The organism is Aliidiomarina quisquiliarum, assembly GCF_023922585.1.
Classification (GTDB): domain Bacteria; phylum Pseudomonadota; class Gammaproteobacteria; order Enterobacterales; family Alteromonadaceae; genus Aliidiomarina; species Aliidiomarina quisquiliarum.
In genome coordinates, this window is sequence record NZ_JAMFTN010000021.1 from 95418 (window position 1) to 109919 (window position 14502).

Genomic DNA, 14502 nt, shown 5'->3' on the forward strand with positions numbered 1-14502 from the left:
CGGTATTATCTTAATCATTAGCAGCAATGAGAATACCTCATGTTAGAAGCAGTATGGATTGGCTTTGCGTTTATTGTTGGGCTGTTTGCTCGTTCTATTGGTTTACCAACCTTGGTGGGTTACTTAGCTGCAGGCTTTGTAATTGCCGCCGCCACCCCTTATTTGGCCTTACCCGACCACGGCCAAGGTATTATTGAGCATGTGGCGCACCTTGGTGTTTTACTACTGTTATTCAGCGTTGGTTTAAAGCTTAACGCCCGTAGTTTGGCCAAGCCAGAAGTGCTTGGTGTGGGTATTATTCACTTTATTGTAACGGTTATTGTATTGTTCGCGGTTTGTACCTGGGTATTTGAATTTGCCCAGTACGAGGCCTTTATCGTAGCCGTGGCACTGGGTTTTTCTAGTACCGTATTGGCCGCTAAAGTATTGGAAGGTAAGCGCGAACTAGGTGCGTTTCACGGCCGGGTGGCTATTGGTATTCTAATTTTTCAAGACTTAATTGCGCTGCTTGCCATGACTTTAGCGCAAGGTGTTACCCCGTCGCCTTTTGCCCTGCTGGTGTTTTTACTGCCTTTTTTACGGCCATTATTATATAAACTGCTCGACTCGATTGGCCATGACGACTTATTAATTTTATTCGGTTTGCTGCTAGCGTTAGTTATTGGTGGCTATGGTTTTGAACTAGTGGGGCTAAGTTCCGAATTGGGTGCGCTGGCCTTTGGTGCGCTATTGTCGAAACACCCACAAGCTAGTGAGTTGTCGAAGGCTTTATGGGGCATTAAAGAATTCTTTTTGGTGGGGTTCTTTTTAAGTATTGGTATGGGCGGCTTGCCCGAGCTTGCCGACTGGGCCTTTGCAGGGGTAATGCTATTGTTTGTGCCCTTTAAAATAGCCTTGTTTTTCTTCCTTTTAATTGCCTTTAAATTACGTGCTCGCAGTGCGTTTTTATCGGGCTTAAGCTTAGGGAACTTCTCCGAATTTGGCCTTATTGTGGCCAGTGTAGTGGTGCCGGAATACCTTATTCCATTGGCGCTGTTAGTGTCGCTGTCGTTTGTGGTGTCGGCGCCGCTCAATGCCATGGCGCACCCCTTGTACGACCGTTTAAGTGACTTCTTAGTCAAGTTCGAACGCAACACCCACCACCTCGATGAACAGCCGGTGCAGTTAGGCAATGCCGATGTACTTATTATGGGCATGGGCCGTACCGGTAGTTCGGCTTACAGTCATTTAAGCGAAAGCAAAAAAGTAATAGCCATGGACGCTGACCCATTTAAAGTAGAGCAGCACAAAGCCGATGGTTTTAATATATTTTACGCCGACGCCGAAGACAGAGTATTTTGGGAAGGGCTCAACTTTGGCTGTGTGCAAGCGGTTATACTGTGTTTGAATGAATTAGAAGCCAACATGACCGCCTGCCGAAAATTACGCAAGCGGGGCTTTACCGGGGTGGTTATTGCCCATAGTTTGCATGACGACGAAGCCGAGCGAATTATTGCTGCGGGTGCTGATCATGCTTACTTAACCATGGTTGAAGCGGGCGTAGGTTTAGCCGAACATGTAAAACAACGGCTAGAACGGGCTTAATAATATTTAATGAAGAATGGAGTGCCACTATGTTGTATTTTTTTCATGGACTAGAAAGCGGCCCACATGGGGCTAAATACCACTTATTAAAACAGCAGTATGCAGAATTACAGTCACCAGACTTTCAAAACATGAACCTTAACCAGCGTATTGCAGCTGCCAGTAAACTTACCGTAGGGAAAACAAACCTAACCTTAGTGGGCTCGTCGTTTGGGGGCTTGTTGGCCGCGCGGCTATATTCGCTATTTCCTGAACGAATCACGAACTTATTATTGTTAGCCCCTGCCGTGCACACGGAAGAAGGCGACAAAGTAGAGCGCATGCCAAACGGGGCCCAAGTGCGGGTGTTACACGGCTACCAAGACGACGTAGTGCCCTACGACAAAGTAGCCGCTTTTTGCCAACGCTTTGACTTGCCGCTCACGAGTGTAAATGACGGCCACCGCCTGAATAGCAAAACCTCGCAACAAACAATTTTAAAATTACTAGCCGAACTTTATTCCTTGTAGCTAAACCTTCAATTGCCAATTAACTGCTTTAACGTTGTTATGGTGCCTGGGCGATCTGGTGCATAGCCAGGCACTTCGCTAATACGATCAGTGAAATATTGTGAACGAACCACATCGAGTAAAGGAGCGAGTAGCTCGGGCGCTAACTGATCTTGGCGGAACAGCAGTAAGTAATATTCATTGGCCAACTCGATAAACCGTAGGTTGAATTGCTCGGCTGCGGCTTTAAGACCAAAACCGGCGTCGGCCATACCCGAGGCGACATAAGCAGCAATGGCCGTATGGGTGTATTCTTTTTGTGAGCTGCGGTTAATACTTTCTTCTGCTAACCCTTGTTGCTCCAGCAATATCTTAAACAGTAAACGGGTGCCTGAACGGCTATCGCGGCCAATAAAACTAAGTTGCGAGGCGCTTAAGTCGGGCAAGCTGTGAATATGATCATGGCAGCCTTGGCGAAGCATTAAGCCTTCGCTGCGGGTAACTAAGCGGATAGCTTGTAACTGATTACTGGCCAGCAGCTGTTGGTAGTGACTAAACACCTGCTTTGCCAATGCTCGGTCGGTGGGAATATGCAAACTGGCGAGATCACATTCCCCCCGGTTTAATGCCGTGAGTGCTTCTTCGGGGTTGCGATACTGCAGGTTTATTTTTACCTGTTCAAAAAGCTCCGGCAGCAGGGCAATGGCAAAACCATGGCTGGCGTGAATACGCAGTACTGGCTGAGTGCCTGTAATAAGCTGGCTAATTTGTTCGTTTAGTTCTGAAGCCATACTTTCCAGTTGTGGTCCTAAGCGTGCCTTAACCCGCTGATCTGCCCAAAGTAACTTTTCGCCCAACAAAGAAAGCTTAGAACCATGGCCTTTACGCATTTCAACTAAGGGCAAGCCAAAAATGTCGGCACCCCGATTCAGCAAATTCCAGGCATGGCGGTAAGATATTCCCACCGCTGCTGCCGCATGGGTAAGTTTGCCGCTGGCTCGAATATTTTCCAGCAACAACAATAGTGCGGGCTCAAAAAGTTCGTCGGTATCGGTTCGAAAAATCCACGCTGGGCTTATTGTTAGCTGCTTGTTATGCATAGGTGTTCATATTCCGTTGCTGTGTGCTAGGTGCTAAGTTGATAGAAATGCTGTATTCGCCAAACAGGTAGGAACTATTATGCATATATCAGAGAGCGTTGACCAACCAGCGGCCACTTTATCCGCAACGACGAGCTGGACCCCTGACCTGATTAAGCAGGAAGTGAGCGTGCTTAAGCATAAGCCCGGTGCACTGTTACCCATTTTGCACGCTATCCAAGACAAAGTTGGTTATATACCTAAAGACGCCGTAGCCATTATTGCTGAAGAATTACAGCAAACCCGTGCCGATGTGCACGGGGTTATCAGTTTTTATCATCATTTTCGAACCGAGCCCGCAGGTAGCCATATTGTTGAAGTGTGCCGTGCCGAGGCCTGCCAAGCGCAAGGAGGGCGAGAGTTTGAGCGCCATGTGAAACAAAAGCTGGGGGTAGACTATACACAAACTAGCGCCGACCGAGAATTTACCTTGGCGGCGGTATATTGTTTAGGTAACTGCGCTTGCGGGCCCTCCATTCGAGTGAACAACGCCGTTTATGGCCGCATGAACGCCCAGAAGTTCGATCAGCTCGCAGATCAACTCACCACCACCATTCTCGAACTTAAATAAGCGCAGGAGTTACTCATGTTTACCGCCATGCCTATAACCATTTATGTGCCCTGCGACACTACCGCACTTTCTTTAGGTGCCGACGAGGTAGTAAAACACCTGCTTTATCATGCCCAACAGCAACAGCTAAACATTCGTATTGTGCGTAATGGCTCGCGAGGGTTATTTTGGCTAGAGCCGCTTATAGAAGTGGTTACCGACCATGGCCGCGTAGCCTACGGGCCGGTTGAGCCAACACAAGTGGGCGAGTTAGTGGCGGCGGGTTTGTTTGCCGGCAAGCCTGGGCATGCGCTTTATTTAGGCAATATTGAACAGCACCCGTATTTAAAGCGGCAGCAGCGGCTAACCTTTGCTCGTATTGGTATTACCGACCCTTTGAGCTTAGACGAATATAAGGCCCTCGATGGTTTTATTGGCCTAACAAAAGCCGCCAGCTTAAGCTCGCAACAGATTGTCGATGAAGTGAAAACCTCTGGCTTGCGGGGCCGCGGTGGGGCCGCTTTCCCAGCAGGCATTAAGTGGCAAACCGTATTAGACGAACCCAGCAATCAGCAGAAATACATTGTGTGTAATGCCGACGAAGGTGACTCGGGTACTTTTGCCGACCGCCTAGTAATGGAATGTGACCCTTATATGTTAATTGAAGGAATGGCCATTGCTGGGTTAGCGGTAGGTGCCACGCAGGGCTATATATATTTACGTTCGGAATACTTGCTGTCGCAGCAAATGCTGAACACCGCCATTGCCCGCGCTGAAGCAGCAGGTTATTTAGGTAACAATGTAGCCGGTAGCGGTCGTGCCTTTCATTTAGAAGTGCGCCTTGGTGCTGGTGCTTATATTTGTGGTGAAGAAACCTCGTTATTAGAAAGCCTTGAAGGAAAACGCGGCTTGGTGCGCTCAAAGCCACCTTTGCCGGCCATTGAAGGTTTATTTGGCCAACCCACGGTGGTAAATAACGTGCTGTCGCTGGCGGCGGTACCTTATATTATGGCCAAGGGCGGGCAAAGTTATGCCAATTACGGTATGGGCCGTTCTTTGGGTACCTTAGCTGTGCAACTGGCCGGTAACATTAAGCAAGGCGGACTAATTGAACTGGCGTTTGGTGTTAGCTTGCGTGAAATTCTTGAAGACTTTGGTGCCGGTACCATTACTGGCCGCCCAATTAAAGCGGTGCAGGTTGGCGGGCCATTAATGGCCTACCTGCCAGAGCAACAATGGGACACCCCCATGAACTATGAAGCCTTTGCTGAACTAGGCGCGGGTATTGGTCATGGGGGCGTGGTGGTGTTCGACGACAGGGTAGATATGGGCGAGCAAGCCCGTTATGCCATGGAGTTTTGTGCTATTGAATCTTGCGGTAAATGCACTCCTTGTCGCATTGGCTCGGTGCGTGGCGTGGAAGTGATTGATCGTATTCGAGCCGGTGATAATTCCGCTGCCAATTTAACATTGCTAGCTGACTTGTGCGAAACCATGGTCGACGGTTCATTGTGCGCCATGGGCGGCATGACCCCGTTTCCGGTCCAAAGCGTAATGAAATATTTTCCTGCCGACTTGCAGCCTAAACCAACCAAAGTGGAGGCCTAACATGTTGCAGTATTATGATCCAAACAGCAGCGACACAACTAACCCGCAGCCATTAAACCCGAATACTGATTACGGCACCCCAGCGAGTGAGTCTAAAACCTTAGTGTCGGTTGCCGTTGATGGCCGTAACATTACTGTGCCTGAAGGTACTTCGGTGTTACGGGCCGCTGCTTTAGCTGGAATAAACATTCCCAAGCTGTGTGCCTCGGATAATTTAGAGGCCTTTGGCTCGTGTCGCCTGTGTGCGGTAGAAATTGAAGGGCGTCGAGGCTATCCAGCCTCTTGCACCACACCGGTGGCAGAGGGCATGAGCGTGACCACACAAACCGGCAAATTGGCCAAGCTACGCCGTAATATTATGGAACTGTATATTTCCGACCACCCGCTTGACTGTTTAACTTGCCCCGCCAATGGCGACTGTGAATTACAAGATATGGCCGGGGCGGTGGGCTTGCGCGAAGTACGCTACGGTTTTGACGGGGAAAACCATCTGGATACGCAAACCGATAACTCCAATCCGTATTTCAGTTTTGACCCCAGTAAATGCATTGTTTGCTCGCGCTGTGTGCGGGCGTGTGCTGAAGTGCAAGGTACTTTTGCTTTAACCATCGAAGGGCGTGGTTTTGATTCCAAAGTAGTGGCCAGCCAAAACGACAGCTTTATGAATTCAGAGTGCGTGTCTTGTGGGGCCTGTGTGCAAGCCTGCCCAACCTCGACCTTAATGGAAAAAACCGTAATCGACGCGGGTATTCCAGAACACAGCGTGGTGACCACCTGCGCCTATTGTGGTGTGGGTTGTTCGTTTAAAGCGGAAATGAAAGGCGACCAATTAATCCGCATGGTGCCCTACAAAGGCGGCGCTGCAAACCAAGGTCATTCCTGTGTAAAGGGGCGTTTTGCTTTTGGTTATGCTACCCATAAAGACCGCATTAAAGAGCCGATGATTCGTGCGTCTATCGACGACCCTTGGCAAGTGGTGTCGTGGGATGAGGCGTTAGCTTTTTCTGCCAAGCGACTGAAAGCCATTCAGGCCCAATATGGCCGAGAAAGTATTGGTGGCATTACCTCGTCGCGCTGTACCAACGAAGAAACCTATTTAGTGCAAAAATTAGTACGCGCCGCTTTTGGCAATAATAACACCGACACCTGTGCGCGGGTGTGTCATTCGCCCACGGGCTATGGCCTAAAAACCACCATGGGCGAGTCGGCGGGCACCCAAACCTTCGACTCGGTCATGAAGGCCGACACCATTGTGGTGATCGGTGCTAACCCCACCGATGCCCACCCGGTATTTGGTTCACAGCTGCGGCGGCGTTTACGCCAAGGCGCCCAATTAATAGTTATTGATCCGCGGCGCATTGACCTGCTTAGTACGCCCCACGCTGGTAAAGGTATTCATTTGGCGTTACGCCCTGGTACCAACGTGGCAGTAGTAAACGCGCTCGCCCATGTAATTGTTACCGAAGGATTGGAAGACCAAGCCTTTATTAGCAGCCGCTGCGATACGGAGGCCTATAACCGTTGGCGCAGCTTTATAGCCGAACAGCGCAATTCGCCTGAAGCCATGGAAGCGGTGTCGGGGGTGCCGGCAAGCACCGTACGTGAAGCGGCTCGGGCTTATGCCGAAGTAGAAAACGCCGCCATTTATTATGGCTTAGGGGTAACGGAACATAGCCAAGGCTCCACCATGGTCATGGGAATTGCTAACCTGGCCATGGCAACCGGAAATATTGGCCGTGAAGGCGGTGGAGTAAACCCATTACGGGGGCAAAACAATGTGCAAGGCTCTTGCGATATGGGTTCTTTCCCCCACGAACTGCCTGGTTACCAGCATGTGAATGACGATGTGGTGCGCAGCCGTTTTGAAGCGGCTTGGGGCGCTACTATTGATCACGAGCCGGGTTTACGCATACCAAATATGTTTGATGCGGCCATCGCCGGTACCTTTAAAGGGCTGTATATTCAAGGCGAAGACATTGCCCAGTCCGACCCCAATACTCAGCATGTGGAAGCTGCGCTCAGGGCCTTAGACTGCGTGATAGTACAAGACATTTTCTTGAACGAAACGGCCAAATTTGCCCATGTGCTGTTGCCGGGCTCTACCTTTTTAGAGAAAAATGGCACCTTTACCAACGCCGAGCGGCGCATTAACCGGGTACGCAAAGTGATGGCGCCTATTGCCGGTATGGAAGATTGGCAAGTAACTATGGCCTTATCGAATGCCTTAGGTTACCCCATGCACTATAACCATCCGTCTGAAATTATGGATGAAATAGCCGCTTTAACTCCCACTTTCACCGGGGTGAGCTACGACAAGTTAGAGCAGCTAGGCAGCATTCAATGGCCCTGTAATGACAAGCACCCTGAAGGTATGCCCACCATGCACGTGAACGACTTCCCCATCGGCAAAGGGCGCTTTGCGGTGACGGAGTACTTGGCCACGGAAGAGCGGTCGAGCCGTCGTTTCCCACTGTTATTAACCACTGGGCGAATTTTGTCGCAGTACAACGTGGGTTCGCAAACCCGCCGTACCGATAACAGCAAATGGCATGAGCAAGACGTGTTGGAAATTCATCCCAGCGATGCGGAATTACGCGGCATTCATGACGGCGACTGGCTAGGCATAAGTAGTCGCGTTGGCCATACGGTGTTACGTGCGCAGCTAAGCGAGCGCATGTTGCCAGGGGTGGTATATACCACCTTTCATCACCCGGGTAGTGGCGCGAACGTGGTTACCACCGACAATTCCGACTGGGCCACCAACTGCCCTGAATACAAGGTTACTGCCGTACAAGTAGAAGTGGTTAGCCAGCCGTCGGAATGGCAGCGAAACTTTAAACGCTTCGATAAACGCCAACAAAAACTACTGAAACCGGCCATGCACAATGAGGGCAGCCAGCATGCCAAACCCACTGATTAAGGCGGCACTGAACAGCGTTGAAAAGGAGTTTGGCCAGCCCTTTACGCCGATAACGGAAGCGCAGGTGAATGTGCGTGGCGGTATTAAAGGCACGCCTGTGGGCGACTGGGACCAGCTTGCAGAAGAAGTACCTGTGGCGATGGTGTACAACGGCATTTCCCATGCGGTAATGATGGCTTCGCCCCAGGATTTAGAAGACTTTGCGCTAGGTTTTAGTTTAAGTGAAGGCATACTTGAACGGCCACAACAGCTATTCAGCTTAGACGTGTTACCGAGTGCCGAAGGGATAAGCCTTGAAATGCATATTGCCGGCGACTGTTTTTTTCGCTTAAAACAACAGCGGCGCAATATGGCTGGGCGCACTGGCTGCGGGCTTTGTGGTACTGAGTCTTTGGCCCATGTGGTACGTGCTATTGCCCCGGTCGCCGGGCAACCATTACCCAGCGACGAGGTGGTGCAGCGCGCCTTAAGTAATTTAAAACAGCATCAACCACTACAACTACAAACCGGCGCTACCCATGGGGCAGCTTGGTGTGACAACAAGGGTGCGGTGTTACTGGCCCGAGAAGATGTAGGCCGGCACAATGCGCTCGACAAATTGATAGGTGCGAGTATACAAAAATTTGGCCTTAAGGCCTTCCAGCACGGCTTTGCGCTTATTTCCAGTCGCGCTAGTTTTGAAATGGTACAAAAAAGTGCCGCGGTAGGTATTGGCACCGTGCTTGCGGTGTCTGCACCTACGGCGCTAGCTGTGCGCTTGGCGCGGGAAAGCAACATGAATTTAATTGCCTTTGCCCGGCCCGGACGACACGTTATTTATACCCAAAGTAGCGCAGGTGCTAAGGAGAACACAGAGTGAGCGAGCAGCAGTTAAGTAATTTAATTAAAATGCTAGAGCAAATTATTGCCAATAACCTGCACCAAGGAGAGGCTGCTGAGGTGGCTGAAGTGGCGGCTACGCACGTGCATAATTTTTGGGCCCGCAGTATGAAACAACTAATTATTAACCTTGCCAATACGCACCCAGAACAACTGTCGACAGTGGCGCTTCAGGCGGTTGTTTTACTGCAGGCAAAATCAGTGGGGCAGCCTGCCTCCTTTAACCCTTAACCTTTAACCACAGCCAGTGGCTGCAATTCAATTTGCACCTCAACCAAGTCGGTTTGGTTACTCATTACTTCATCAATGTCTTTATAAGAGCCAGGTGCTTCGTCTAAGTCTTGGCGGTTGCGAATAGCATGCAAAATACCGCGCTCTTTCAGGGCTTGTACTTCTGTTTGTACGTCGAGCTGTTTGCGTGCTTGGGCTCGGCTCATAATTCTGCCAGCGCCATGGGCGCAGGACTGAAAAGACTGCGGCTCGCCTTTGCCGGTTACTAGAAACGAGCTAGTGCCCTGTGAACCGGGAATCATGCCCCATTCGCCTTTACGCGCGCGGGTGGCCCCTTTGCGGTGCACCATCACCCAGAGAGGGTTACTTAGCTACCACCTTAGCTCATTCCAGCGCAGAAGTTGATTGGCATAATACTAATAGGTAATTGCAGCCATAAGTTTGGTGAATAGCTTATATAGTCGAAGTATAGCCTTCTCCCATTCAATTAAAGGCCTAACTAGCGTATAATAACCGCGTTTCTAATTGCTCGCGTTTTATCTGTTTTGTTGGGCTTTGTGCCCGCAAGTGTTGAGCAGACAGCGAGGGCTTCTAATTAAGGGGAATCATTTGTGTTAGAACAATATCGCGCACATGTGGCCGAGCGTGCCGCAGAAGGTATTCCAGCTAAGCCGTTAAATCCAGAGCAAGTTTCCGCGCTAGTTGAATTATTAAAAAACCCACCAGCAGGTGAAGAAGAATTCATCCTCGAATTAATCAGCGACCGAGTACCACCGGGGGTCGACGAAGCCGCGTATGTAAAGGCGGGCTTCTTAACGGCTATTGCCAAAGGTGAAGTAACCTCGCCTATTATCGATAAGTTTGCCGCTATTAAATTGCTAGGCAATATGCATGGCGGTTACAACATTGAAACACTTATTGAATTACTTGACGAACCAGAGCTTGCAGCAGCAGCCGGTGAAGAGTTAAAGCATACTATTTTAATGTTCGACGCCTTCCACGACGTTGAACAGCGCATGAAAGCGGGTAACGCAGTTGCCAAAGAAGTCGTTGAATCATGGGCCAATGCAGAGTGGTTTACCAACCGCAAAGAAATGCCAGAAAAGATTACTGCTTCGGTATTTAAAGTAACCGGCGAAACCAACACCGACGACTTGTCGCCAGCGCCAGACGCTTGGTCGCGCCCAGACATTCCACTCCATGCTAAAGCCATGTTTAAAATGCCACGTGAAGGTATTACCGACGCTGCCGCACAAATGGCTGAGTTGCACGAGAAAGGCCACCCAGTGGCCTTTGTTGGCGATGTTGTAGGTACAGGCTCATCGCGTAAGTCTGCCACAAACTCAGTATTGTGGTTTATTGGTGAAGACATGCCAGGTACCCCGAACAAACGTTCTGGCGGTATTTGTATTGGTGGTAAAGTTGCGCCCATTTTCTTCAACACCATGAAAGACACAGGAACCCTAGTGTTTGAAGCGGACGTTGAAAAAATGAATATGGGTGATGTGATTCACATTTACCCATACGCAGGCAAAATTGAGAACGACGCGGGCGAAGTAATCGCTGAATACCAGTATGCGTCCGACGTTATTATTGACGAAGTACGTGCCGGTGGCCGTATTAACTTAATTATTGGCCGTGGCTTAACCACTAAAGCGCGTCAGTCACTTGGCTTAGGCCATTCAGACTTATTCCGCACCCCAGTACAACCAGACGAAAGCAACAAAGGTTATACGCTGGCGCAGAAAATGGTTGGTAAAGCATGTGGCGTAGAAGGTGTTCGCCCAGGCACTTACTGTGAACCACAAATGACCACAGTAGGCTCGCAAGACACCACTGGCCCTATGACCCGTGATGAGCTAAAAGACTTAGCTTGCCTAGGTTTTAACGCCGACTTAGTGATGCAGTCATTCTGTCACACGGCGGCCTATCCGAAGCCGGTTGATATCGACACCCAGCACACGCTACCCGACTTTATGATGAACCGTGGCGGTGTATCACTACGCCCAGGCGACGGTATTATTCATAGCTGGTTAAACCGTATGTTGTTACCAGACACAGTTGGTACCGGTGGTGACTCGCATACGCGCTTCCCATTAGGCATTTCATTCCCAGCAGGCTCGGGCTTAGTGGCCTTTGCAGCAGCCACAGGTGTGATGCCACTAGACATGCCAGAGTCGGTATTAGTGCGCTTTAAAGGCGAAATGCAACCGGGTGTTACCCTACGTGACCTGGTCCATGCTATTCCTTTATATGCTATCAAAGCAGGTTTGTTAACGGTTGAAAAGCGCGGTAAGAAAAACGCCTTCTCTGGCCGTATTCTAGAAATTGAAGGGTTAGAAAACCTAACTGTTGAGCAAGCATTCGAGCTTTCAGACGCTTCAGCGGAGCGTTCAGCCGCAGGTTGTACTATTAAGCTGTCGGAAGAGTCGATTGCTGAATACTTACAGTCGAACGTCACCATGTTGCGTTGGATGATCGCAGAAGGTTACGGCGACGCACGTACCCTTGAGCGTCGTGCCAAGCAAATGGAAGAGTGGTTAGCCAACCCAGAATTAATGGAAGCTGACAAAGACGCTGAATACGCAGAAGTGATTGAAATTGATTTGAACGAAATCATTGAGCCAATTCTTTGCTGCCCGAACGATCCAGACGACGCGAAAACCTTGTCTGATGTTGCAGGCGACAAAGTTGACGAAGTGTTTATTGGTTCGTGCATGACCAACATTGGTCACTTCCGTGCTGCAGGTAAGTTGCTTGAGCAAAATACCAAAGAGCTAGAAACGCGCTTATGGGTTGCGCCACCAACGAAAATGGACGAAGCCCAGTTAATGGAAGAAGGCTATTACAATATCTTCGGCCGTAACGGTGTGCGTACTGAAATGCCGGGTTGTTCATTGTGCATGGGTAACCAAGCACGTGTGAAAGCTGGCGCCACGGTGCTGTCTACTTCAACCCGTAACTTCCCGAACCGTTTAGGTGACGGCGCGAACGTATACCTAGCCTCAGCAGAGCTTTCTGCAGTAGGTGCTATTTTAGGTAAAATACCAACCCGTGAAGAGTACATGGAATACGCAGCAAGCTTAGACGCCATGTCGGGTGAAATTTATAAGTACTTAAACTTCGACGAAATGCCTGATTTCCAAGCGGCCGAGAAGAAAGCCAAAGAGCTAATTATTCCAACCTTTAACGTGGCGTAATTTAAACTTTAGCTAGTTACACAAAAACCAAGGCCCGCTCAGTGAATGAGCGGGCTTTTTTCTGCCACAAGTGTCATACGTATCAACCCACTGCATTCACCTTGGTAGCAAACTCATCGTCGACAAAATGGTTCACTTAACCAAGCAAAAACACTTCTTGGTATTTTTGTTCTATATCTTTTACTTCGGCTTCCGTTAGTGCGGAAAACTCCTTAGTTTGGGCTCTCTTCGATAACTGCCCATTATTCTGTCGTAAAAAATTCAGTAGTAAACTTAAGCTTACTTGAGGCATGTCAAATCGATTATTTACATAATTCCAAACCTCATCGTACCTTTCAAGATAAAGAACTTCCTCAGGAAGAACAGTGTCAACCGTATCTTTTACGCATTCAAACAAAAACTCCACTTGGCGCGTCATATCTCCATATCGATACAAGTCAGCGGTGTCATTTGTCACATGAACATTGCTATCTTCAGTCGGTTGCCACTCAATATACTTTAAACGTGGCTGTGTGAACTGCTCTAACACGGCTTTGTACTCTTCTATTTTTTCTAGGATTACTGCTGATACGGGAAAAATAACCCCTTTAGGGCTGAAGCCACTCTCAGCTAGTACGTGATGAATTAAGTAGCGATGAATTCGTCCATTACCGTCTTCTAGCGGATGAATAATAACAAACGAAAAAGCAATGACTGCAGCAGTTAAAACAGGGTGAAACCCTGATTCTATCATTAATTCATACGCATTTAGATAGGCAGCGAGCAACTCATCGAGATCTTCTGGTTTTGCTGATATATGTTCAGGTATTGGTATGTTGGTTACACGATCATGAGCACCAACAAAACCGCCAATGGTACGAATTCCGGGCAGGATAAATCGACCATCAGGAATGACGACTTTTTGTAAACGCTCTATCTCTTCTACGGTTAATGGGCGCATACCTGCTTGACCGATAATCTTTCCCCATCGCTCTATGCGATTATGAGGAGGCGCTTCTCCTTCAATGGTATATGAAGCTTTCGAGTCTGAAAGCAATAAAAAAGCAGCAGCTCTTGCAAGTAAGTCACTGTGAACAGCCCCTATATTTTCGAGCGCTTTTTCGTCTAAGTTTTCGCCAATATACTGAACTAGTTTCTCGGTTTTTTTAATTAAAGGACAAAATCCATTAACACCCGGTAAGTTGTTATTTATCCGTTGCCGTGAAACCTTGGTTTTGGCGCAGCCAAATTGTAGTTTTTCATTGAGTGCGTCAACATAATTACCAGTAGTAACATCCTCAATGGGGAGTACTTGCGCAGTAAGCCATTCATAAAAAAACCAAACTCTGCGGCTATATGCGCCTGTTATTTCATTTTCAACAGAAGCCGTAATATCTTCAATTGCCAAAGTGCCAAATAAACTTTTCATAACAGCTAAATCAACACCTTCGTATTTCAACGCAAATGTTAATTGTGCAAACCAATGGGCTTTAGGTTGATAACGGCTCCCCCATATTAACCATCTTCCTTTTCTTCGTTTAGCGTTTATAGCTGGAACAATGGCGCATATGTCATTAGGAGTTGGAACCCTTAGTTGGAATTCATTGATAAGCCAAGCATATCCAACCAGCTCAGCTTCAGGCTCGGGATAGATTTCTTCATCAAAGAACTTTGCGCGTTTAGCTAATACCATATTACCCACCTAAAAATGATGATTCACCATGAAAAATGATTGCCAGGTATAAAAAGCGATTATGTACAGGGTCAATTCGTGAATTCTGATTGCAAACTATATTATGAGTGAAAATTTAAATCAAATGCGTGAAAAACAATTACGGGGCGTGAAATAAGGTTGTAATCGACGTCTTGGCGTGGGTTTTGGTTAATTTAGTGTTTATCTAATCTAGATTGCGTATTGGTACTA

The 14502-nt window shown here is 48.5% G+C and carries 11 protein-coding genes; 8 read left to right on the top strand and 3 right to left on the bottom strand.

The window, feature by feature from the left end:
- Positions 1 to 39 precede the first annotated feature (39 nt).
- Both M1L23_RS08455 and M1L23_RS08460 read left to right on the top strand, forming a co-directional pair.
- Complete coding sequence (locus M1L23_RS08455; protein WP_252626890.1) at positions 40 to 1584, top strand: cation:proton antiporter family protein; 1545 nt, start codon at positions 40 to 42, stop codon at positions 1582 to 1584.
- Positions 1585 to 1613: 29 nt separating this feature from the next.
- A complete protein-coding gene (locus M1L23_RS08460; RefSeq protein ID WP_252626891.1) occupies positions 1614 to 2093 on the top strand; it encodes an alpha/beta fold hydrolase in 480 nt (159 codons plus the stop codon).
- A gap of 8 nt (positions 2094 to 2101) precedes the next feature.
- Here M1L23_RS08460 and M1L23_RS08465 read toward each other — a convergent pair whose 3' ends face one another.
- On the bottom strand, positions 2102 to 3172 hold the full coding sequence (locus M1L23_RS08465; protein WP_252626892.1) for a substrate-binding domain-containing protein: 1071 nt from the start codon (positions 3170 to 3172) through the stop codon (positions 2102 to 2104).
- 79 nt (positions 3173 to 3251) lie between these two features.
- Here M1L23_RS08465 and M1L23_RS08470 point away from each other — a divergent pair, with 79 nt between their 5' ends.
- The 5 genes from M1L23_RS08470 to M1L23_RS08490 are packed head-to-tail and all read left to right on the top strand — an operon-like array spanning position 3252 to position 9399.
- Positions 3252 to 3782 carry a formate dehydrogenase subunit gamma gene (locus M1L23_RS08470; RefSeq protein ID WP_252626893.1) on the top strand — a complete coding sequence of 177 codons (531 nt, stop codon included), beginning with the start codon at positions 3252 to 3254 and terminating at the stop codon, positions 3780 to 3782.
- 15 nt (positions 3783 to 3797) lie between these two features.
- A complete protein-coding gene (locus tag M1L23_RS08475) occupies positions 3798 to 5369 on the top strand; it encodes a formate dehydrogenase beta subunit (protein WP_252626894.1) in 1572 nt (523 codons plus the stop codon).
- A 1-nt stretch (position 5370) separates the two neighbouring features.
- Positions 5371 to 8289 carry a formate dehydrogenase subunit alpha gene (gene fdhF, locus M1L23_RS08480; protein ID WP_252626895.1) on the top strand — a complete coding sequence of 973 codons (2919 nt, stop codon included), beginning with the start codon at positions 5371 to 5373 and terminating at the stop codon, positions 8287 to 8289.
- Positions 8270 to 9148, top strand: coding sequence for a formate dehydrogenase accessory sulfurtransferase FdhD (gene fdhD, locus M1L23_RS08485; protein ID WP_252626896.1), 879 nt, complete (start codon positions 8270 to 8272; stop codon positions 9146 to 9148). Before fdhF ends, fdhD begins: the two co-directional genes overlap by 20 nt.
- Positions 9145 to 9399 carry a formate dehydrogenase subunit delta gene (locus M1L23_RS08490; RefSeq protein WP_252626897.1) on the top strand — a complete coding sequence of 85 codons (255 nt, stop codon included), beginning with the start codon at positions 9145 to 9147 and terminating at the stop codon, positions 9397 to 9399. Before fdhD ends, M1L23_RS08490 begins: the two co-directional genes overlap by 4 nt.
- Here M1L23_RS08490 and M1L23_RS08495 read toward each other — a convergent pair.
- On the bottom strand, positions 9396 to 9749 hold the full coding sequence (locus M1L23_RS08495) for an RtcB family protein (protein WP_256473702.1): 354 nt from the start codon (positions 9747 to 9749) through the stop codon (positions 9396 to 9398). The genes M1L23_RS08490 and M1L23_RS08495 overlap by 4 nt on opposite strands.
- 261 nt (positions 9750 to 10010) lie before the next feature.
- Here M1L23_RS08495 and acnB point away from each other — a divergent pair, with 261 nt between their 5' ends.
- Positions 10011 to 12599: a bifunctional aconitate hydratase 2/2-methylisocitrate dehydratase gene (acnB, locus tag M1L23_RS08500; RefSeq protein ID WP_252626899.1), complete on the top strand. Its 2589-nt coding sequence runs from the start codon at positions 10011 to 10013 to the stop codon at positions 12597 to 12599.
- Positions 12600 to 12735: 136 nt separating this feature from the next.
- Here acnB and M1L23_RS08505 read toward each other — a convergent pair whose 3' ends face one another.
- Entirely contained in the window at positions 12736 to 14271 is a 1536-nt protein-coding gene (locus tag M1L23_RS08505) for a Fic family protein (protein ID WP_252626900.1), read from the bottom strand.
- Positions 14272 to 14502: the final 231 nt, after the last annotated feature.

Excerpts from the sequence above, each read along its gene's own strand:
- M1L23_RS08460 (WP_252626891.1), top strand. The coding sequence starts at position 1,614 with ATGTTGTATTTTTTTCATGGACTAGAAAGCGGCCCACATGGGGCTAAA.
- M1L23_RS08465 (WP_252626892.1), bottom strand. The coding sequence starts at position 3,172 with ATGCATAACAAGCAGCTAACAATAAGCCCAGCGTGGATTTTTCGAACC.
- fdhF (WP_252626895.1), top strand. The coding sequence starts at position 5,371 with ATGTTGCAGTATTATGATCCAAACAGCAGCGACACAACTAACCCGCAG.
- M1L23_RS08455 (WP_252626890.1), top strand. The coding sequence starts at position 40 with ATGTTAGAAGCAGTATGGATTGGCTTTGCGTTTATTGTTGGGCTGTTT.
- M1L23_RS08495 (WP_256473702.1), bottom strand. The coding sequence starts at position 9,749 with ATGGTGCACCGCAAAGGGGCCACCCGCGCGCGTAAAGGCGAATGGGGC.
- M1L23_RS08505 (WP_252626900.1), bottom strand. The coding sequence starts at position 14,271 with ATGGTATTAGCTAAACGCGCAAAGTTCTTTGATGAAGAAATCTATCCC.
- M1L23_RS08470 (WP_252626893.1), top strand. The coding sequence starts at position 3,252 with ATGCATATATCAGAGAGCGTTGACCAACCAGCGGCCACTTTATCCGCA.
- fdhD (WP_252626896.1), top strand. The coding sequence starts at position 8,270 with ATGCCAAACCCACTGATTAAGGCGGCACTGAACAGCGTTGAAAAGGAG.
- M1L23_RS08475 (WP_252626894.1), top strand. The coding sequence starts at position 3,798 with ATGTTTACCGCCATGCCTATAACCATTTATGTGCCCTGCGACACTACC.